This window comes from Mycoplasma sp. CSL7491-lung (assembly GCF_018913965.1).
GTDB lineage: Bacteria > Bacillota_I > Bacilli_A > Mycoplasmatales > Metamycoplasmataceae > Mycoplasmopsis.
This window is the reverse complement of record NZ_JAHMHG010000003.1, coordinates 33092-56783: the sequence shown is the minus strand read 5'-3', so window position 1 is coordinate 56783 and position 23692 is coordinate 33092. Positions and strand designations below refer to the sequence as shown.

Genomic DNA, 23692 nt, shown 5'->3' with positions numbered 1-23692 from the left:
TTGCGATTTTTATAAATTATTCATTATTTATTTTTTCTCAATTCGGTTTTTCGTTAAATTGATTGTGGTTATATTTGTTTGGGAATAAATAACTCAAAAGTCTCATGCGTTCATAGAAAGAAGCAGGGTTTTGCGTTGTTTTACCATCACCTAAAAAGGCGTTACCGTTTGTGTCGATTAACATTACATTTGAACGAGAAAATGTTGATTCTGTTAAAAGTCCTGTTGCATTTCCTTCGGAATCAAATGCCATACTTCCTGATGAACCACCTTGTAAGTCAAAAATTGTTGAATCAAGTGGTATAGCAGGTAATTTTGATCTAGCGCCACCGTATGCTAGTCCTTCTATGAAGTAGTCTCCCATACTTCCTATTATGTATTCACGGTATCTTTTATTATTTAAAGAATCTTTATTATATGTTTGTTCTTTTATTGGAAATGAAGCTATACTTCAATTTAAATTAACCAATTTAGATAAATGTAAATTATGTTTACTTGGCTTTATTGTTTTTAGTGTTGGTAATTTTTTAAAGAACATATATGTTCTGTAAATTGCTTCATTATTTTCATTAAATTCTTGTCCGTTATAAAACATTTTTCCATCTTTTTCATTAAAAATAGAATAAAAATCTTTAAAATCAGCAATACCAACAACTAAGTCGGCATTAGAAAGTGAATGTTCAGTTTTATTTTCTCCAAATATATGTCAAGTACTATTTTCATTTATATCAGCATAGTTATTTTTAAATTCTGTGGCAGTATTAGGGAATGTAATATCATTATGAAAATTAGCTATTAATTCAACTTTTACTGTTGCTTCCGATCATTCTTTTTCGTTTTCGATGCGACCTCTAGTATCTCTTGAATCGGGTGTTCAACCTCCCTTTGGTTCGAATAATTTAATTGGTAAATTAAAATTATTATTTTTAAATTCTCTACTATATGCAGAACCTCAAACATGTTGATTAGTAGTTACAAAAAATCTATAATCATTCGGATCATTTGGATTTACTTTACCGATTACATCTCAAGTACCTTCGGCACCTTTTGGTCTTGGAGCGAAATTAAACACTCTATCTCTTGCGTTTAAGACATTTTCTTCTGTATTATTGAAATAAACACGTTTTGAGGAACCTCAAATAGTTGTTGATACATAATCATAACTATCTTCAAAATTTAATTGATCTAACCCAATTGAAAGAATACCTTTTTTACTTTTTGGTATGTAAGTAATATTTGTTATATTATTTTCATCTAGATCGGCTCAATGGACAAAGAAAAGAGAGTTTCCTAAAAAAGCGGAATTGTGTAATGAGAAATAGTGATCACCTAATCTATCAACTATTTTATTTGATTTATCTCTTGATTCTATTATATAAGTTAATTCTTTTGTGTTCTTATTATATTTAACATTAAATTTATATCTATTTGCTATTAGCTGTTTTAATTTTAGTTCTTCTTCTTTTGAATTTCTTATTGCTAAATATTCAAAACCTAAATCGGAAATTTCATTATTTTCTAAAATTTGACTATATGGAACAGAAATATAAACAAATGATTTAGACATATTTTTTGTTGAATGAGAGGAATTGTAAGTTCAACTTCCGTATCTAACAAATGGCTCTGGTTCAATTAAATCTATAAGTTGTCTTTGCTTTGGATCAAATTCAAATCCTATTTCAAAGTATGCATCTTTTTGATGGTTATCAATTCCATCAAAATTAGATAAATCTTTTGTTATTGATGCTAGGGTAAAATTGTCATTTATTTTTCAAGATAAATCATTTATAACTTCACGCGGTGAAATAAAATGAGTTTTAATTTCTTTATTGTGTTGTGTTAAATGAATTTTAGAAGCATGATTTTTTAAATATTCTTTTTTTGTACTTAATTCAGGAGAAATTTCATCTTCAAACAATGATGCTCTCTGTTTGTATCATAATTCTCTATTATAATTATTTAGCGAGTAGTGATTTTGTATTGAGTAATCAATATTCAAATCTGTGTTGCTAACTTTTTTCATAAGACTATTTTTAGTTTCACCTGAATTAGAACCAGCTATATAATTATTATCAAAATTACTATATTCAAAATTATATAAAAATGATTTATTATTTTCTAAATCTAAACTAAAAGCGAAGTGTTGATTACCTACAAATTCTATTAAAGAATACTTATCTACTATTCCAATTTTTTCAAGTTCATATTTAGTGTTTTCGTAAAATCCATTCAAATTAAATTTTTGTAATTTATCAAAAGGAACTACAATTTTTTCTTCCTTTAAAAATAAGTTATAGTAAATTCCTCCATACGAATCTTCTCCGGGAACTCTATCTTTTCTTTGGAAAGTTAGTTCTAAATTCTTATTTTTAAACAACTCTAAATCTTCTTTTGAAAAATTAATTCCAATTGAACCATATATATTTTTAGTCTCGTTATCAGTATAAAAATTTAATCTTTCTACTTTAAAATTTTTTGTAATGGGATGATTTTTAATGATAGATTCTCGACTATTTATGTTGTAATCATATAATTGATTTCCAAAATTAACTCTTGTAATCATGAATTGCGAAATATCTTTAGGGAGATTAACATCTTGAATTGTGTATTGATTATCGTTACTTTTATAACCTAAAAAAACGTTTGAAAATTTATTAAAAGGATCCATACTTTTTACTTCAAATTGAACTTTTGAAGTATCGACTAATGATTGGTCTAAATGTCTAAAGTCAATAATTACACTATTATTTTGTAAAGTAGTAGAATTGATGATTGGCGCATTAGAAATTTGTGAGGAGTTTTCATCTTCTTTACCTGTAATTTTTATTTCGGGTATTCCATTAATTTTCAACCATTTATCTTGGTTTCCAGTTTTGGGGTTTATTTCTATTCCTAAAATCTTATCAATATTAGAAATATCGAATGTCTCAGACTCTGCAATTAATTTAGTATACCCACTTGTTTTTATATTATTTCAATCGTCAACCTTTTTATATGAAAATCTAGCGTATTCTATTCTTTTATCTTTTGTTAATCAAATAAATCTTAAATTATTAGGAACATACGGTGTGGCTCCATTATACTTAGATCTAAAAACAATTTTAAAGCTGTGTCTATTTCCGACTGCAGGTCATGTTTTTCACTCATTATCATTTGAAATTATAAAGTTTCTAGACTCCTCTCATGATTCGTTACCTAACATAATTTCACCTTTTGATAAAAAGTTTAAAGATTCATTATTTTTCTTAATATCCACTAGTTTTATTTTATAATTTTGAGTTATATTAGAAATATTAGCAAGTAATGTTCTTTTTGAGTTTTCAAAAGGAGATAATGATACTTCAATATTTTCATTAGCAACATCAGATCTATAAATTAACTTGTAATTATTAATTTCATCTAAGTCAAAATTTGATTTTATCTTAATTGTCAATGAATTATTTGCGTAAACATAAGATAGTAACGAAAATTCTATAAAATGTGAGTCGTCAAAAACTATATTGGTATTATTATTGCTTGTCTTTGTTTTTAATCAATTATTGTAAACGTCGAAATATTGATCATTTTCATGGTAATTCGATATATCTTTTACATTTACTTTCTCTTTTAATATATATTCTTCTCTTAAACTAAAATTATTGTTAAAGATATGCGTGTTATTTGTTGAATCTATATTTTCGTTTGCAGGTTTTGCATTAGAACTAACATTTTGTTCTTGATTTTTATGTTCTGATGTTTCAGCTTGATTATCAATATTTTCGTCATCATCAATTGTAATTGTATTATTTTTATTAATTGAAGAGTTATCTTTTTCTTTATTGTTTTGACTTTCGTTTTCTTTATTTTCATTATCTTGTTTTTTGTTTGAGTCAACATTATCTATTTTTTTATTTTTTTCAATATCGTTCTCGTTTTTGACGTCGGTTTGGTCGTTGTTTTCAACATTATTCGGTGTATTTATAATGTTAGATTCTTTGTTTTTGTTGTTTTGTGTTTGGCTAACTACAATATTATCTTTTTTTGCTTTTTCGTTGGTTTTATTATTGTTTGATATGTTTTGTTCATCAATTTTAGAATTATTTTTCGGTATTGGTTTTCTAGTTTTTACATTATTTGAGCAAGCTATCAAAACCGGTAACGAACCGAAAGAAATTGTAAGTGATCCCAAAATCAACCATTTATTACGCTTTTTCATTCTATCTCCTTATAATCTTAATATAATTATTAATTATATAACTTTATAGACAATGTTGAAATGTGGTCATAAATTATGAAAATAAAACAAGTTTATTTCAAAATATATAAAAATAAAAGACAGAATGAAATACCATTTTGCCTTTTATTTTTATATATTTTTCAAAAAAAATTATTTAACGATTTTTGTTACTGAACCAGCACCAACTGTACGTCCACCTTCACGGATTGAGAATTTTGTTCCTTCTTCAACAGCGATTGGAGCGATTAATTCTACAGTTAAGTTAACGTTTTCCCCTGGCATAACCATTTCACGTCCAGCTTCAAACACAACACCACCTGTTACGTCTGTTGTACGGAAGTAGAATTGTGGTTTGTAGTTTTTGAAGAATGGAGTGTGACGTCCACCTTCTTCTTTTTTAAGTACGTAAATTGCAGCTTCGAATTTTGTGTGAGGAACGATTGAACCTGGTTTAGCTAAAACTTGTCCACGTTCGATATCTTCACGGTTAACTCCACGAAGTAATAATCCAGCGTTATCTCCTGCAAGTGCTTGTTTTAAGTTTTTACGGAACATTTCGATTCCTGTAACAACAGTTTTTTTAGTAGCGTGTAATCCAACGATTTCAACTTCTTCGTTTAAGTTAAGTGTTCCACGTTCTACACGTCCTGTTGCAACTGTTCCACGTCCTGTAATTGTGAAAACGTCTTCAACAGCCATTAAGAAAGGTTTATCGAATTCTTTAACTGGTGTTTCGATGTATGAATCAACAGCATCCATTAATTCCATAATTTTACCTTCGTAGTGTTCATCACCTTCTAATGCTTTTAAAGCTGATCCACGGATGATTGGAGCGTTATCTCCGTCGAATCCGTATTCTGAAAGAAGACCACGAATTTCCATTTCAACTAATTCGATCATTTCTTCTTCACCTTCTAACATATCACATTTGTTTAAGAAAACAACGATACGAGGAACACCAACTTGTTTAGATAAAAGAATGTGTTCACGTGTTTGAGGCATAGGTCCATCTGTTGCAGCAACAACTAAGATAGCACCGTCCATTTGTGCAGCTCCTGTAATCATGTTTTTAACGTAGTCAGCGTGACCAGGACAGTCAACGTGTGCGTAGTGACGTGTCATTGTTTGATATTCGATATGTGATGTATTAATTGTAATACCACGAGCTCTTTCTTCAGGTGCATTATCGATTGAAGCGTAATCACGAGCTTCTGATAATCCTTTTTTAGCTAATACTGTAGCAATAGCAGCTGTTAATGTTGTTTTACCGTGGTCAACGTGACCGATTGTTCCAACGTTAACGTGTTCTTTACTACGATCAAAATCTAATTTTGCCATATTTTTAAATCCTTTCTAAAATTTAATTTGTAATTTAATTATTTTTATTTGTAAAATTTGTTTTAGCGCTAAAACCACCAAAGTCTAGCCTTGCAACTAGAACCTGTCCTTAAATTATTATGTTGTTAGCAAAAATATTTTACCAAAAATAAGTAAATTAAATTTATTTTTAATTATCTTTTATTTATTTTTATATTTTAACATATTTTATTAAATATTATTTTTATTATTTGAATATGAAAGTTAAAAAAATAATGCTTGCATTTACGTTGTTTGCAACCATTATTTTAAAATTATTTAAAAATACTTGTTCTAAAATTCTTTGTTAATGTATTAAATTTTCTTAATATTTCTGTTTTAACTGCATCTCTATTAAAGAATCCTTTACGAGGATGAAGTTGCATCTCTTTTAAATCATCATTTATAGCTTTAGTTAATAAGTTTTTAATATCTGTTGAATTATTTAGAGTATAACTTTCGTTTTTATATTTTACTGTGATTTGTTTGAAGTTGTCTTTTTTAGCTAATCTTTCTTTGTACATCGCTTTTCTAAAGTCGGCATATGTTTTATATTTATTGCCAAAAATTTGACTATATACATATGTATCTGATAGAATTTGATTTTCAGGTGCATTTTTTTCTAATGCATTTGATGTGTATTTAACTAAACCGTCATCCCATCCATATTCTGCTAGTAATTCGAATGCATTTCTTCTGAAAATTAAACCACCAGCAACACCGGTATCGTTTTGATATCCTGCAAAAATAGGATCAAACATTGAGATTCAGTAATAATTGTAGTCGTTATTACGTTGTCCGCTAAAATCATTTGCTCTTTGTAAATTAAATTTATTTCCTCTGAATATTATGTTCTTATCAACTAAGTCATCTAATGTGTGAAGAGAAGATATTTCATCTGATGTTAACTCTCTATATTTATCAATTCCATGAATGTAACCTTTTTCAACATCACTTTTTACTTTTTTATGTTCATCGGCTGGTCTATAGAAGTTTCTATCATTTCTTTCGTTTTCTTTATCTTTTGTTAGTTCTAATTTAGCATAGAATTTAGATTTTTCATTATTACTTCTATTCAACATAATTTCTGATTCTAATGCATCAACTAAGTAGGTTACATCAAAAAGATTGTGCATATATGTTTTGAAATCATCTTTACTTGAGAATCTACTAATACTGTTGTTTGTTGTTACATCTCCACTTAATTCTTCAGTTAAGTTAAAACCGTAAAAATATGCATTAGCTGTAGAAACTGATTGGAATAATCCGAGAGCATACCCCTCAGGTCCTTGTCCTGGTCTATATTCGTTTCCTTGTAGTCAAGTCTTTCTATCGTAAATATGTGTTAATTCATGAGTTATTGTTGAAGCACCTTCCGGATCTAATAAGTTGACACTATCGAACCTAACAACTTTTGTGTTTTGATTAGCGTATGCTGATTCTTTACGTGCGGACTGACTGTAATATTTACCAATCGGACCAAAAAAGTCGTTTATTGCTGTGTAAGTTTGATCATGAGCGGTTGCTCATCTACGTTTTTCATCCGCATCTTTGTAAATCGGCTCTCCACTCTGGCTTGATAATAATCAGTAACCTTCAAATATTTCGGTTACATTATTTTTCATTTCTTTTTTTCCTTGCTCGTTTGCTATTGTATACATAAGTTCAAGGAAGTGCATGAATTTTTCTGCGCTTACTCTAACTTTATTTTTAGCCTTTTCTAATTCGGATGAATATGCTTCTTTATTATTTCAAATTGCTTCATCAATAGTTCTGCCATATCCACCAAAGTACATTGTAGCTATTGTTGAAATAACATAAACATTATCTTCAGTTAGATTTAGTAAAGGAAGAATGTATTTATTTGCATTTGTTTTATTTTTAAGTTTTGTATATAGTGAGACGTCGATATCAGGATATTTACTTGATTTCAATTCATATATGTATGCTTTCGAAGATTCTTTCAATCAAATATCCATCATTTGATTGTTATTAAAAATTTTATTATTCATTTCTAAGAAATCAAAAATATTATTTTTATCATTTTCTAAAATCAATTTGTTCAAGTGCTCTTTAAAAACTTTATCATTATTTTGCAATAATAAATCTTCAAATTTTAGTGAACCAATTTCTTTTAGTAAATCGATGTTTTTAATTTTTGAATTATAAAAATCAGGTCTAAATAATACTATGTTTTTAATATTATATTTGCCAAATTGAACTTTATATAATCTTTCTAGATAGGTTAAAGCTAACATTATTTTGAATTTGTTATCTAAAATTTCTTCTTTAATTAAATTTTTAATTGTGTCGTTTGAATAATCCGCGATATTATAATTAGCAATAATAGATTCCAAATAATACTTAATATGCTCTTTAACGTAGTCAAAAGTTTTATTTAGATATAATGCATCCATTGTTTCACCAGGTCAATTTTCTCTCATTTCTTGATCACGAATATTTGATCTAAATTTATCATTATATTCATTCAAACCTACTAAGTTTTGGAATTCGGTTGAATTAAGTGTTAATGAATTGAATTCATGGGCTAATTCATCAATCAATTGTTGATTTTTATTTAAAAATTGTCTTGGTGTAAATTTGAGGTCACCATTAAGTGTGTACTCATAGATATTTGTGTTTTCGAATTGAACAGGAGAACTCAAGTTATAAACTTGTATTGTGTTATCGTTAAATTTAACTAATACTTTTTTTATTAAATCTTTATTATATAAATTTGTTGCAAAAGTATCATTTTCGGTCAATGGAATTATAGAGTTGATTTCTTTTGTGTAAAGAATATCAGAAGTACTAACTAAATTACCTAATTCTACTATTGTGTTTCTATCGTATAGTGGAACTAATTTAGACATGTTCTTATATGCGATAATTCTTGTCGAATCATAATTGTTAATACTTGCATAATTAACTTTGTCAAAAACGTTTAATTTGGCTTCGTTTTTAATTATTTCAAGGTTTAATAATTTTTGATTTAATTCACTTTTTGAAATGTGTGTTTCGTCAGTTGTTGATTCGGTAAGGATTCAATTATTTTCGATTGTTTCTGAGTTTTCATTCCCCATAATATGTGAAGTTAAATTGTTATTAACGTTTATAATGTTTTGATTCATTACGGTTCCAGAATTAATATTATTACCTAAAACTAAACCTACTTTGTTTTGTAAGTTTTGATCGCTAGTTATATTTCCTAAAATATAATTTTTTGTTAAATCAATATTATATGATCTAGAAGCAACAATACCATAATATTGACTATTTGCAGAACCATTAAATATATTTAAGTTAACATTAAATATGTTTTTTTCGATTTTTTTGTCGTTTATATCATTGCCACCCGATAAAGAACCAAAAATACCTCCGACATAAGTGGTATCGGTTTGTGAACGTCTATAATTTACTGTTGCTTCAATTTCTAAATGTCTTATATTAGAACTAGTTGCTGATATAGATATTACACCACCATTTTTAGTTATTTCTAAAGTAGAATTTTTTACTTTAAAATTTTCAAGAGTAGCATTTATTAATTTATTGAACAAAGGTTTATTCAATCCATAAATAGTATAACCTTTATTTGCGGAGCTTGTTAATGTACCTGTAAAATCACTCATTATATATGCATCTGCATTTGTATTTGATGCATATAAGTCGGACCCTATTTTAAATGTACCGTTTGGATTTTTTGTTATTTCAGAAACGAGTTGATTGAACGAAGTTATAGCGCCTTGTTCGGTTGATATTTCATCAACATAAAAACTAAAATGATCTATTGCATCGTTTGAAGAATTAAAGTATACTAATTTATCATTACTGATTGTAACTTCATATTTATTATTCATTTTCTTAATATTTCTAATTGGGAGTTCGAAAATTTCCTCACCATTAGTAATTTTTGCAAAATATTTACTATAATCAAAATTTTCTCCGCTTAAACCTGCTACTTTTTGAGTTCCGTTATCAATATTAAATAATTCGACATTTTTAATGTCTTTAAAATCAAATGATTTTTTATTATATTGACCGTTTAAATTATCCATTGAATCTATTAATTTTTCAGTTGAAATGTTTATCTCTTCTTCGGTTACATTTTCTTTGTCTTTTATGTTAATAGAATCTTTAAGACTGTCATCAAATACTTTCTTAATTTCTTCATCTTTTTCAAAAATGTATGTAGAAGATTTCTTTTTTTCCTCTGCTAATCTAATTGCTTCTAGTAATTTTGATTTATCAACAATTTTTTTAGGCTTTTCTTTAAATGTTATTCTTACATCTTTAAAAGACCCGGATGATATAACGCCATAAGCCATATCTCCTCATACATTTTTGGTTAACGATACTTCTGGTTGATTATATTCAGACATTTTTAATTCATTGGTTTCAAAATTATTATTTTCTGATTTTATTTTAAATAATATTACATCACCAATTTTTATATCAGTTAGTAATGTGCTATTATTGTTATTATCTTTTAAAATTTTACCGGATTTATAAATGTATACACCAAAATTATCGTAACCGGTATTATTTGTTGCTATATAATATATATTTTTATTTGCATTATCTCTATTTTTAAAAGTAACTTGAACATTTTTCGCTTCGTTCATTGTTAAATCAATAAAAGCTCCCGATGAATCCATACTTGATAATTTATCTTGATCATTAACAGTTAAGGTTGAAACCTTTTGCCCAGAAGGTATGTCAAAGAAAACTCTAATAGTTGAATTTTCGGGTACACTTTTAAGATTTATATCGCTTGATGTTACTAAATTGTTTCCTAAAGTAAGTGTATAATTTTTAATTTCATGAATCGCATCTTTAAATTTAACACTAACTGTTGTATTGTTTTTAATATTAAATCTAAATTTATTATTAGAATCTACTTCTCTTCTTTTATTAGAACCATTTACCATTAATTCTTGAATTTTTTTACCATTAGGAACATTTATACTTACAACAACTTCGCTATTATAATCTATATTTGCTTTATCGATGTTATCTTGTATAGATAATTCTGAGCTACCTAACGTTAAAGAATATTTATTTAAAGAGTAAGATGCATTTATTTGATATGTATCTTTTTCAGGTGTGAAACTAAATTGTCCATTAATAACTTGATCTTTTTTATTAACTCCATCTACAGTTAGTGAAACTAAATGATTATTTGCTGGAATTTTAAGATTTAGTGTTACAACTTTACCTTGTTCTACTATTTTGTTTTCTTCTAAAAAACCTTGTAAATTCAAGGTAGCGTTTTTTTCTTTTTCTTCAGGTATTTCTTTTACAATTTCATTTTTTTCATTACTATTTTCTGGGTTTTTTGGTTCTCCGGAACCGGTTTGATCATTATTCGAATTTTCTGGAACCTCATTCGAAACTCCCTGATCATTATTATCTGATTCTCCGTCTTTATTGTTATTATTTTGTTCATCCGATACGTTTGAATCTACACTAGATTCCTTATCTTTGAACATAAGGTTTATTGTTGTATTTGAATTTATTTTATAAGTAAATGAATTGTTAGAAATGGTCTCTTTATATTCTTCATTATTAATTATTAATGAATTAATTTCTTTATCTTTTGGTATTTTAAATGAAAATTGCAGTGAAGTCCCTTCTTTAACGCTGTTTAAGTTAACGTTTGGTGTTATTAATGTAATATTATTAGAAAACGACACTTTAAAGTTTTGTATATCTTCATAAATAACTTCTATATTCGTATTTTGTTGATTTATAACTCAATTAAATGTATTTTGTTCAGATAATTGAATTGATTGTTTTTTATTATTTATTTTTATTTCTGAAACTTTTTTTCCATTAGGGATATCTAGTTTTAGTTCAATCAAATCACCAATTTTTAATTGTTTATTTGCATTATTATTTAAGTAAGAAACTCCTTTTAAACTTATAATTGCATTTTGATTTTCTCTTTGAGGTATTTGTTTGCGAGTAGAATTGCTTTTTTTGTTTAAAACAGGAACGGTAACTCCGACTACTGTTCCTACCGAAATTACTGATGCGATCACGCTACCGATAATTATATTTTTTTTCTTTTTATTTAACGACATAAATCTCCTTATTTAATATAAATATTATAGCATACACCAAAAATGCATTTTTTTAAAAGACATATAAAAAAGAATAAAAAGTAAAATATTCATTCTTTTAACTTTTTATTCTTTTCTTATTTATCATTTTTGAGTAGTTTTTCAACTCTCGAAAGGAGATCGTCAAGATTTTTTTCGCTTTGTTTTATTGTTTTTTCTATTTTTTGCACTTTATTATCAACTGCCTTAATTGTTTCTGCACTAAAGTCAGAATAGTTTTTAAAATTGTAATCTTGCATATTTCTTTTATATATTGCAATATCAAAATTTTCAATATTTATATTTTGAGGTTTACTATTTGTTTTATAAGATATTAAATCATCAAAGTATGTTCTATTGTCATTTGTTTTAACTATTAAACATTTATCATTATTTAAAATGTTTAAATCAATTATTTCCCCAAATGTTTTTACATCAACTATTTTTTTACCTTTGTTTGTCTTCGAAATTTCTGGAATTTGATTAGCGTTAATTTTTAAAATTTTTCCATCTTTAGAAATTAAAATCAAAATATCATGATCGTTATTTATTGTGAAATTTGCTACTTTATCATTCAACGATAAATAAACACCTTTAACACCTTTTGCTTTTATACCTTGAATACTAATATCTAGTTCTGAATAAGAAGACACAAGCCCTTTTTCAGTGATGATAGAAATGGTATTTTGGTCATTACTTAAATAGGCATTTAATAAAACATCGCTGTTTAAAAGATTAATTGCTGTATACATTTTATTTAGTTTTTTTACTTCAAAATCTATTAATTTAGTGCGTTTGAAATATCCATTTTTTGTACCTAAAACAACATTTAATTTACTATTTCAATTCTTAATTTCAAAAATACTAATAACCTCTTCGGTAGGACCTAAATTAACTAAATCTCTCAAGGAGGTTCCATAATCTTTTCATTTATTCTCGTTTATTTTATAAATAGGGACAATTGCATAATTTCCGTAATTTGTAAAAATTAAAAAATTATGCATTGTATTAGCTTTTTCGAAGTAAATTAAATTATCATCTTCTTTTAAGTAGTATGTGCTAATGTTATTGGATTCGTAAGTTTTATCAGAAAATCTCTTAATATATCCTAATTTAGAAATTCCGAAGTAAACTTCTTCTTCTTTTATTAAATCAGTTTGTTTATAAGAAACATCAAATTCATCTTTTTCAATTTTAGTTTTTCTTTTTGTACCAAACTCGTTTTTAATTTCTTGAAGTTTATCAATAATGTATTCATCAAAAATGTCAGAATTGTTTAAAAGTGATCGAATTCTTTTGATTGTTTTTTCTAATTCTTCTTTTTCGTTTAAGTACGCAATCTTGTCGGTTTTACTTAGACGATAAAGTTTAAGCTCTGCAATTGCAGTAGCTTGTAAATTTGTAAATTTAAAATGCTTAATTAAGTTTTCAATTACTCCTGCTTTTGACCCTTCGGAATTTCTAATTACTTTAATTACCTCATCCGGAATTTCGGCAACCTTAATAAAACCTAAAACTATTTCGTGTCTTAATTTACTTTTTTCTAAATCATATGTTAATGTTTTTGTTTTTATATCTTTAACATGTGTAACATATGAATTTAGAAGTTGTTTTAAATTTAGTGTTTTAGGTTGGTCATTGTCTATAGCAGTGTTGTTGTATGAATAACTAACCCTTAAATCCGTTTTACTAAATAAATATGATAATACACTATCTATATTAATATCTTTATCTAAAGTTATCAAAATATTAATACCATTACGATCAGATCTATCTTTAATATCTAAAACGCCATCAATGTCTCCGTTAGATATTATTAAGTCAATTTTATAGACTAATTCTGACTTATTAATTCCGAATGGAATTTCAGTAATTTCTATAAATTGATTATTTTTTTCGCTATAAGTTTTGTAGTTACAATATAAGTAAATTCTTTCGTTTTTGTTTTGTCCATATTCAAAAGCCTCAACAATTCCGCTAGTACCTTTAATTATTCCTCCAGTAGGAAAATCCGGTCCTTTAACATAAGCCATAAGTATTTTTGTTGTAATTTGTGGGTTTTTTATTAATGCAATTGTGCCGTCTATTATTTCAGATAAATTATGTGGTGGCATTTCTGTTGCCATACCTATAGCAATACCTTTTGTTCCATTTACAAGAAGTGTTGGAAAAATAGAAGGTAGAATACTTGGTTCTATCTCACTATCATCAAAATTAGGAACAAAAGCAACCGTATTCTTTTTTAAATCGTTTAAAATATAACGACCAACTTTAGATAATCTAACTTCAGTATAACGCATAGCAGCAGCGGGATCATTATCGATCGAACCAATGTTACCATGCATATCTAAAAGTGGTACATTTGATTTTCATCATTGACTTAAATTTACCATTGCTTCATAGACAGAACTATCACCGTGAGGGTGATATTTACCAATTACATCTCCGACAATTCTGGCTGATTTTTTATATGGTTTGTCTGCATCTAAACCTAAAACAAACATAGAATATAGAATTCTTCTTTGTACAGGTTTTAATCCGTCTTTTACATCCGGTATAGCTCTGTCTTGAATTACATATTTAGAATATTTTTTAAATCTATCAGACATTATCTTATCTAATGATTCTTCAATTATATTTTCAACAATCTGCTTATTTTTCATAAATACCTCAACTATATTATAATAGTTTATTTAATTTTGTCTAAATAAGTGTTTTCAAAGTCTTGTATTAGTTTACTATTTTTAAATAGTTATTTAGTTTTTATTTTATAAAAAAATATTTATAATTCCTTCAAACAAAAACTAAGAGAAAAATAATAATTCGAGAAAGGAAAATATGAAAAAAACAAAAAAATGATTTATTTTAGGAACACTAATGTTATCTGTTGGTGTATCACCTACTTTAGTATCTTGTTCTGAAAATAAATATGTTAAACATTCGAATTCTAAAATTAAAGAAAAAGACAAAAATAATGAAATCAAGATTAATAATAAAAATAATGTATTAGTTCCGCAAGACAACAAATTAGAAAAAAATAAAATTAATGATTCTATAAACGATTCAAAAAATTCGAATCAAAGTAATTCTATTTCTAAATCGAAAGATAAAAATATAGATAATTCAAATAAAAATGATACTAACAACACTTTATTAAAAATCCAAGACACTAATAAAACACAAACAATTAACGATAACTTAATTATTGAAAATGAAGAGAGCGTCAAGGAAACTCCCAAAGTAATTGATGATGGTAAATCTATTCCTAATATTTATGATGTTGACGTTCAGAATTTAAATTCAAATATTATTAAATTTTCTAACTCAAACAATGATATAAATATAGAACAAACAAACCCTAATTTTTACTCTGGAGAACTAAGAAATATTATAAATTTTTATAAATCTTATGCAGTTACTAAAGATGTTGAATTTGATAACTTAAAATCACACGAAAAACAATTAAAAGGGCAATTTACACAACAAGAAAAAACAATAAAAAATATTGGTGAATTTTCGATGGAATTTAATGATTCTAATAAACAATTGACTTTAAATTTTGAAAACGAAATATCAGTGGATGAAATTGATATTATGATTAAATCTACAAATTATTTAATGCCATTTGCTAAAGTTTTTAAATCTGAAAAATCAGATTCTAAAAAAGTTTTTAAATTTAATTTAAAAACATTACCTAAACACATTAATAATTTTATAGTAACTTCATATTCTACATCAACAGACTCATATTCATTAAATTTTTATCCAAAATATATATTTACAAATAACAATAAAGTAGACAATATAAAAGCGGAAGACTTTAAAGTCTTTAAAGAAAATAATAAACTTTATGGTTCATTAAAAATAAATTTAAATGAATCAAATAAAGAATACTTTGCTCAAAAGACTTTTGCCTTAAGTTTTTCACCAATTTTAAAAAATAGTAATGAAACATTCAAAAGAAAAAAACTATTTCCGTCGAGAACTATTTATATAAGAATTTCTGAATTAGATAAGTTTGAGTTGAATAAGTTGTTTAAAAACGTTGAATATAAACTAGACAACATTAAAATATTAGAAGGTGATTCTAAAGTAGAAAGTTTTATAAAGATAAATATCGATAAAATAAAGGACAATAGTTTTTCGGATAATTCTAAAATAGCTAATTATAATGATAATTATTTTGTAGAAAGAATTAATTTAATTAGTAAAAATAAAGTTGATTATACATATAAAAATGATGAAGAATTGTCTAAATTGGTAGATTCTCAATTAGATACATATTTTAATTTTACATTCGAAAATAGTTTTGATAGATACGATTATAACTACGAAAGGCAAAATTTAAATATTATAAAAAATAATGAAATTTATAAACTGGTTCCTTTTTTAGGCAAAGATTATATAAGAAATAATTATTTTAAAATAAGTGAAAATAATACAAAAGCAATTTTGGAAAAAGATTTATCCTTATATGAATTTAAAGAATTGGATCCTAGTAAAATTATTGTTACCTTTGCATTTGAATTTGATCCTTATCAAACTAATCCGAGACATTTTTCAGAAGTTCAAAAGGCAAGGTCGATCATTAAAATATCATATCCTTTGTCTAAATTGACTAATTATACAAAAATAACAAATCCACACTTAGATATAACTTATATTAATGAAAATAAAGATGTATCTAAAAGTGTTTTAAATTATATTCATAAAAACTTTAATTTTACGCTTGATATTAATAGAAAAATAAATACAAGCAATACCACTAACAACCTAAATTTAAAATTAACAATATCTTCAAAAAATAATTTTAACTATCAAGCAAAGATATATGAAATAGCTTCGCAACATAATGACGATCCAAAAGAGTCGGCTTTTATTGGTAATAATTATTTTTTTATACACCGTTTTCAAAGACAAAATGATAATATAAGCAATTACATAAGTTATACTCCTAAAAAAATTGATAAATTATCAAACAACACTATAACAAAAGCAAATTTAAATAATAGTTATTATCCGAATATTGATTTTAAAATCAAAAATACAAATCCAGAAAAATTCGCCACTAGATTAACTAAAGAAGATAATTCTATTGGAGCAAATAATATTCGTTCGCGAGCCTTTGCGTTAGGGAGTGACGGAGGTGGTAGTTGAAGTGTTATCGGAAAGACTAATAATAAGGATCATCGTTATTATGTGATGACTAATTCACATGTTACGGCACCTATTATAGCCGATGAAATGAATAATTTTATTAATAATTTATTTAAATTCTCTTATTATAGAAATCGAGGATTTGATAGTATATTAGTACCGACTATTTTATCGAAAAGTGAAATTGAACAAAATCCTCAAAAACCTTATTTTACTCAAGAAGCAATTTATGGATTGGACGAAAAAAACGGATTAAATAGACTGTGGTTTAGTAATCAAAAGTTTAAAAGAGATGATTATTTAGGTGCTTCTAATATTGAAAATTTATATGTTTTTCACAAGAATAAAGAGCAAGCAAGATTTTATGATGAAATTTTAGGCAGGGTTAAAATTCCTGCAGATGAACAAATTTCTTTTAAAATGATAAAGGATTATAGAATAAAAGATGAAAAAGGACGTAATGGTAAAAAAATAAATGAGAAATTATACTATTTACACGGCGAGCAACTTGATGATGAAGGAAACATTTTACTAAATAACGATGAAAATAATAATATGGATTTTAGTATTGCAGAAATAGACTTTAGTTTCTTTTTCAACCATTTTGAAAATCAAAAAGGAAAAGAAAATTATATATTTGATGGTTATACACTCAAAAAAAATGAAAAAGCAGTAGTTGATTTTATTTTAAATTTAGATAACTTAAAACCTTTAAAAATAAGTAATGAAGTATATCATTATAACGATTATTCATCATTAAATTGATATTTAGGATCATTTCCAATGGAGAATTCAGCCAATAGCGCATCGTATGGTAGAACACGTCGTTATAGAGAGTACTTAATTACAAATATACCGGAAGCTACTCATTATAGTTCTCCTGTTACTTGAGGAAATTATTTTGCACGTGTATTTAATTTAAAACAAAACTCTGTTGACCTAGAAGCCGGTTCATCCGGAACTGGAGTTTTTGATGTAAAAGGTGATTTGGTTGGTGTAATAAATTCTGGTTCTAGTTTGGAACCAGGATTAAGTGTTAACGATAGATTTATAACATTTTTAATGTTTGATACTCAAAAAATTTCCTTTTTTGGCGATGTTAGAAATTTAAATAATCCTAATTCTTTTGTTGCGGAAACTAAGAAATTAGCATATCTATATCCAGACTTATATGATGATATTTATGAAGATATTAGTTATTTGGACGAAAATAAAAATACTAAATCTTAATTTCGTAAAATATTTAGTGAAGATTTTGTAATTTAATCTCAGATATTAAAATGCTTTCAGTTGTTATCTTTGTGATTTCTAGTTTTAAAATAATTAATCTTTAATACTTTTATTAATACTTTTTTGGTAATTTCTTAAAACATGTTCTATCAGATTCTTCAAAGGTGACAGTCGACTTACTTAGATTAGAAACGATAGTAAAGGCACCTATTAATTTTTGTTTTAAAAAAATAATTTTTAATGTAAAATTTTTATATTACACAAAAAGTAAAATAAAACCCGATGAAAGGATTGAATTATGAGAAAAGTTGTTAGATTAAAAAACAAACTTCGTGCTGAAAAAAGAGCTAAAAAATTATCAAAAGAGCGTGCAAGAGATTTAAGAAGACAAGAAAAATCACAAGCTGCATAGTCCTTTAAATCATTTTAATAATATTATAGATAAGGTGATTACCTTATTTTTATATTCAATTTTTATTTAATAAAACATATTATTATATAATTAATATTATTAAAATATTAATTTTAATTAATGGAGGTATATGAGTTACAAAGCACTTTATAGAAAATATAGACCAACAAAATTTGATGAAGTTGTTGGACAAGATTTTGTGGTTGAAACATTAAAAAATATTTTACAGAGTCGTAAAGTAAGTCATGCCTATTTGTTTTCAGGACCCAAAGGCACAGGTAAGACATCTGTTGCGAAAATATTTGCGTCTATTCTAAATTGTTCTCATAGTAATGATTTAACTAAAGCTTGTGAAATATGTCTAGAAAATTCTCAAAACAACTTAGATATAATTGAAATGGATGCCGCTTCTAATAATGGTGTTGATTCGATTAGAGAGTTAAAACAAAAAGTTGAGCAAAGCCCTATTAATAGCCCTTTTAAAGTATATATAATAGACGAGGTTCATATGTTATCTAATACTGCATTTAATGCATTATTAAAAACTCTTGAAGAGCCTCCGAAGCACGTTATTTTTATTTTAGCTACAACAGACCCGCAAAAAATACCTTTAACAATACTTTCTAGAGTTCAGAGATTTAATTTTAGAAGAATGACAGAAAATGATATCGTAAAACATTTACAATTAATTTTGGATAAAGAACTGGTTACATATGAAATGAGCGCTTTAAGAACAATTGCTTCTTTAGCTACAGGCGGCATGAGAGATGCTCTTTCTATTGCGGATCAATGTAGTTCATTTAATAATAAAACAATTTATGAAAAGGATATTTTTAATAATTACGGAATTATTTCAAATAAAACAGGTATTAAAATAATTAATTTAATTAGTTCTAAAAGTATCCACGAATTGATTAGTTTTTTAAATGAACTTAATAAATCCGGGATTAATATTAATCAATTAGTTATTAGACTTTTAAATATAACTAAAGAATGACTTTTAATTTCTCAAACAAATAATGCTTCATTATTATCTTATTTGAGCATTGAAGAAGTTCATGAATTAAATCTAAATGTACGTTCAGCTTTACGATTGACTAAAGCTTTTTATGATATTTTTACCAAAGTTGCTAAAAGTGAAATTCCATTTGAAATATTGCAACTTGGATTGATAAATGCGATCGATTTAAATGAAAATGCAAATGTTGCAATAAATCCAATTAATGTGGCTAAAATAAAAACCGAAGAAAAAGAAGAACAAAAGAAACATATTGCTCCAAAAGAAGTTTTTAAGAAAAATAGTCAAACTATATTTGCAAACGATAATTCAGATTATTATAATCCTAATATTTTCAAATCTAAAGCAAATAAAAACATAATTAAGTCAGAAGAAATCGAATCAGTAGTTTCAGATTTAGAGCAAAAAACAAGGGAAATTATGTTGAATACCGAGAGGTCTATAAATAAATTAGATGATAATGTTACGAATTATAATGACATGCAAAATAATTTGTTAAATAATAATTTATCAAATACTTCTGAGAATATGTTTATTGATACTCATCAAATTAATTTAGACAAAGAAAATAACGATGAAGATGATTTAATAAAAATAACAAAATTAGTACTTTTAGTTAAAAAACAAAAAATACATTTAAATAAAACTAAAGAATACCAATACAAAATAAAAGACTACATTGAAAATCAAAATTATAAAGATGATTTTTTCGATGTAGTAAAGCAATTAGAAAATCTTAAAATTATTTTAGGCACACCTAATGCAATTGTTTTTTCAGCACCTTCAAATAAAGTTGTTGGTTTAAATAAGCAAAAACTTAGTTATTCTTTTCAAACATTTATAGATTTTGTTTTTAAAGAGGGATATAAACATTTATTTTTCATAGATTCAGAAGGTATGGAGAAAGTTAAGGAAATGTTTATGAAAGAATATAAATTTAAAATTAATGAATTAAAAAACAATGACGATTTACCAAAAGTAACTTTAATAGAACCAAAAAAATAAAAATAAGAGGTATATAAAATGAATCCAGAAATGATCAAAAGACTAAAAAAAATACAAAAAGATTTCGAAGATACTCAAAAGAAATTTAAAGAAAAAGAATTTACACTTGAAAAACAAGGTATTGAATTAGTAGCAACAGGTGATTATGAACTAAAAAAAATAAATATTAATGAAGCACTAATCGATCCAGATGACAAAGAATTATTAGAAGACTTATTACTTGTAGCAATTAATGAATTGTTCGAAAATATTCAAACAGAAGAAGAAAAAAACGCTCCTTCACTACCTGGTGGGCTTCCATTTTAATGTTTGATTCCGAAATTATCGAAGAATTTATTAAGAAAATTACAAAATTACCAAATATAAGTAAAAAAACTGCAGAAAAAATAGTATATTGAATTTTTGAACAAGATTATCAAACTGTAGGTTTACTTGCAAATTCTTTTAAGATAATAAAAGAAAAAATTATTTTATGCGAATTTTGTTTTAGACCAAAAGAGGAAGCAGAATGTATCATTTGTAATGATCCAAATAGAGAAAATACTCTTTTGGTTATTGAAAATTTGCAAATATTGGACAAAATTGAAAAAGGTGAATTTTACAAAGGAAAATATTTTGTTTTCAATAAAAAATTAAATACTCAAAATGAAATAAATGAAAATAGCGATCTTATAGCTAAATTAATTAATCATTCTAAAAACTTTAACGAAGTGATTTTAGGTATTTCCCCAAATTTAGAAGGAGAAATAGTTAGCACTGTCTTAAAGGGTTTTTTAGAATCCAACAACATCAATGTTACACAAATAGCAATAGGAATACCAATTGGTGCATCGGTTGATTATATTGATCAAGGCACTCTTAATTTTTCACTTAAAAATCGTAAATAATAAAATAGAAAAGAGAATTAAATATGTTTATAACTTTTGAAGGACTTGACGGTAGCGGAAAAACTACAATTTTATCAAAACTAATCACATTAATAAAGGATAGATTTCCAAATATTGATTTTTTAGTAACAAGAGAACCTGGGGGGAAGGATTTAAAAGAAGCAGAAAGAATTAGAGAAATAATATTAGATAGTTCAAGTGATTTATCACCTGTAGCGGAAGCTATGTTATATTCTACAAGTAGAAGAATACATTTAGAAAAAGTTATTTGACCTGCATTAAAAAATAAAAGACTTGTTTTTTGTGATAGATACATAGATAGTTTTTACGCATATCAAGGTTTTGCAAGAGAATTAGGTTATAAATTTGTTAAAGATCTTACAAATTTAATTATTGATAATGCTATTCCGGATTTAACAATTTTTTTAGATATTACTCCTGAAAAAAGTAAAGAAAGAAGATCTAAAACAAGACTTGTAGAAGACCGTTTAGAATTAGAAAATATAGATTTTCATAAAAAAGTATATCTAGGTTATAAACAAATTATTAATGAAGACCCTAAACGTTTTATAGTTGTTGACGCTTCCGGAACATTAGAAGATGTTACTAATGAAATATTTAATCTCTTAATTAAAAATGAAAAATTTATTAATTATTTAAAGAAAGGCAATTAAAATGAATGATAAAAATTTTGATTACCTTAAAGAAGCTGTAAAAAATAATCAAACATCACATTTATATTTATTAAATTTGCAAAATCAATTTAATGATGATTTTGTTATTTTTAATATTATCAATATTTTGAGTGAAAATAATAATGAATTTACAAATGATATTGATTTTAATAATTTATATTCTAACGTTTTTTATTTGGACGGAAGTTCAAAAAGCATAACTAAAGAAGAGTATCAAAATACTTTTTATAATATGACTTTTGCAAGTGTAGAAAAGAAAAAAATACTTGTAGTTAAAAATGTTAATAATAGTTCAATTAATGCACTAAATTCAATATTAAAATTTATAGAAGAACCTGTAGATGATATTTTTATTATTTTAACAACAAAAAATTTAAACTTAGTTTTACCAACAATAAAGTCTAGATCTCAAATATTAAATTTTCATACATCCGACATCATTACTTTAGATTGAATTAATAAAATATATGGTAATAACGATTTTAATCCTATTTTTATTACTTTATTCAAAAATAATTATCATATGCTTACTAAAGTAATGGAATCAAAGGAAAAGTATATAAAAATTTATAACGATATTGTTACGTTGTTTAATAAGAGTTTAACGACAAATATAAGCTATTTCTATAAATTATTTATATTACTAGATGAGTTGCTAATAAAAACGGAATCAGAACAAAATATTTTTGTTATTAATTTATTATTAAATTTAATTATGTCAACTTCTTCTTTTATCGATTCAGATAATAAATATATGAAAAAGATTAAAGATTCAAATATTCTTGTTCTTGAAAAAAATAGAAATTTATTGAAATTTATAGAAGAAATATCTAGTTTTTTAGAAAATTTACCAATTTCAGATTTTAATTTGCAAAAAACGATATTTTTAATTAAATTAGAAGGGTTGTATGAGTAAAATATACATTGTAGGAACACCAATAGGAAATCTTAAAGATATAACTTTAAGAGCAATAGAAACGTTACAAAATGTTGATATTATTGCTTGCGAAGATACCAGGGTTACATTTAAACTATTAAGCAAGTTAAATATATTAGGAAAAAAATTAATAACTTATAATGCACATACAGAATCTAATTCAGCTAAAGGTATTATTAAATTAGTTGAAGGCGGACAAAATGTTGCGTTAGTATCTGATGCAGGTATGCCTGTCGTTTCAGACCCTGGTTTCGACTTAATAAAATTAGCTAGAGAAAAGAATATAGATTTGGAAATTATTCCCGGAGTTAGCGCTGTAATAACTGCCTTTGCAGGTTCATCTTTTTCAAATAATTTTACTTTTTGTGGCTTTATAAAAGATAAAACTATTCAAAGAGTTCATGAATTAGAAAAATTGACTGTGGGTACTTATATTTATTTTGTATCTCCTCATAAATTATTAAAAACACTTGAAGATATTGATAGTGTTTTTAAAGGCTTAGAGCAATTATGCTTAACTAAAGAATTAACAAAAATATATGAGACTTGAGATTTCGGAACAGCAAGTGAATTATTATCTAAATATCAAGAACTAGATAGCATAAAGGGTGAATTTACTTTAGTTTTAAATATCCCTAAAGTCAAGAGGGAAAAAGTTAATAAGTATAAAAAATAGCA

At 25.7% G+C, this 23692-nt stretch carries 11 protein-coding genes; 7 read left to right on the top strand and 4 right to left on the bottom strand.

The window, feature by feature from the left end; all coding sequences use genetic code 4:
• Positions 1 to 16: 16 nt before the first annotated feature.
• From KQ876_RS02905 to KQ876_RS02890, 4 genes are all read right to left on the bottom strand, one after another.
• Positions 17 to 4195: a hypothetical protein gene (locus KQ876_RS02905; protein WP_216490193.1), complete on the bottom strand. Its 4179-nt coding sequence runs from the start codon at positions 4193 to 4195 to the stop codon at positions 17 to 19.
• Between the two features lie 171 nt (positions 4196 to 4366).
• Positions 4367 to 5554 carry an elongation factor Tu gene (gene tuf, locus KQ876_RS02900; RefSeq protein WP_205852228.1) on the bottom strand — a complete coding sequence of 396 codons (1188 nt, stop codon included), beginning with the start codon at positions 5552 to 5554 and terminating at the stop codon, positions 4367 to 4369.
• A gap of 293 nt (positions 5555 to 5847) precedes the next feature.
• Positions 5848 to 11655, bottom strand: a complete 5808-nt coding sequence (locus KQ876_RS04450; RefSeq protein WP_216490191.1) for a ZmpA/ZmpB/ZmpC family metallo-endopeptidase — start codon at positions 11653 to 11655, stop codon at positions 5848 to 5850.
• Positions 11656 to 11771: 116 nt separating this feature from the next.
• Positions 11772 to 14336 carry a DNA topoisomerase (ATP-hydrolyzing) gene (locus KQ876_RS02890; protein ID WP_216490189.1) on the bottom strand — a complete coding sequence of 855 codons (2565 nt, stop codon included), beginning with the start codon at positions 14334 to 14336 and terminating at the stop codon, positions 11772 to 11774.
• A gap of 175 nt (positions 14337 to 14511) precedes the next feature.
• On the opposite strand from KQ876_RS02890, the gene KQ876_RS02885 reads away from it, so the two are divergent.
• The 7 genes from KQ876_RS02885 (at position 14512) to rsmI (ending at position 23690) form a co-directional block, all read left to right on the top strand.
• Positions 14512 to 18060 carry a hypothetical protein gene (locus KQ876_RS02885; protein WP_216490187.1) on the top strand — a complete coding sequence of 1183 codons (3549 nt, stop codon included), beginning with the start codon at positions 14512 to 14514 and terminating at the stop codon, positions 18058 to 18060.
• A 542-nt stretch (positions 18061 to 18602) separates the two neighbouring features.
• Positions 18603 to 20495, top strand: a complete 1893-nt coding sequence (gene dnaX, locus KQ876_RS02880; RefSeq protein ID WP_205852232.1) for a DNA polymerase III subunit gamma/tau — start codon at positions 18603 to 18605, stop codon at positions 20493 to 20495.
• Positions 20496 to 20513: 18 nt separating this feature from the next.
• Positions 20514 to 20801 (top strand): YbaB/EbfC family nucleoid-associated protein, encoded by a 288-nt coding sequence (locus tag KQ876_RS02875; protein WP_205852233.1) that lies wholly within the window; start codon positions 20514 to 20516, stop codon positions 20799 to 20801.
• Entirely contained in the window at positions 20801 to 21382 is a 582-nt protein-coding gene (locus KQ876_RS02870) for a recombination protein RecR (RefSeq protein ID WP_216490185.1), read from the top strand. Before KQ876_RS02875 ends, KQ876_RS02870 begins: the two co-directional genes overlap by 1 nt.
• Before the next feature lie 23 nt (positions 21383 to 21405).
• A complete protein-coding gene (tmk, locus tag KQ876_RS02865; RefSeq protein ID WP_205852235.1) occupies positions 21406 to 22056 on the top strand; it encodes a dTMP kinase in 651 nt (216 codons plus the stop codon).
• A gap of 1 nt (position 22057) precedes the next feature.
• Complete coding sequence (locus KQ876_RS02860; protein WP_216490183.1) at positions 22058 to 22993, top strand: hypothetical protein; 936 nt, start codon at positions 22058 to 22060, stop codon at positions 22991 to 22993.
• Positions 22986 to 23690 (top strand): 16S rRNA (cytidine(1402)-2'-O)-methyltransferase, encoded by a 705-nt coding sequence (rsmI, locus tag KQ876_RS02855; RefSeq protein WP_216490181.1) that lies wholly within the window; start codon positions 22986 to 22988, stop codon positions 23688 to 23690. Before KQ876_RS02860 ends, rsmI begins: the two co-directional genes overlap by 8 nt.
• The last annotated feature ends 2 nt before the right edge of the window (positions 23691 to 23692 follow it).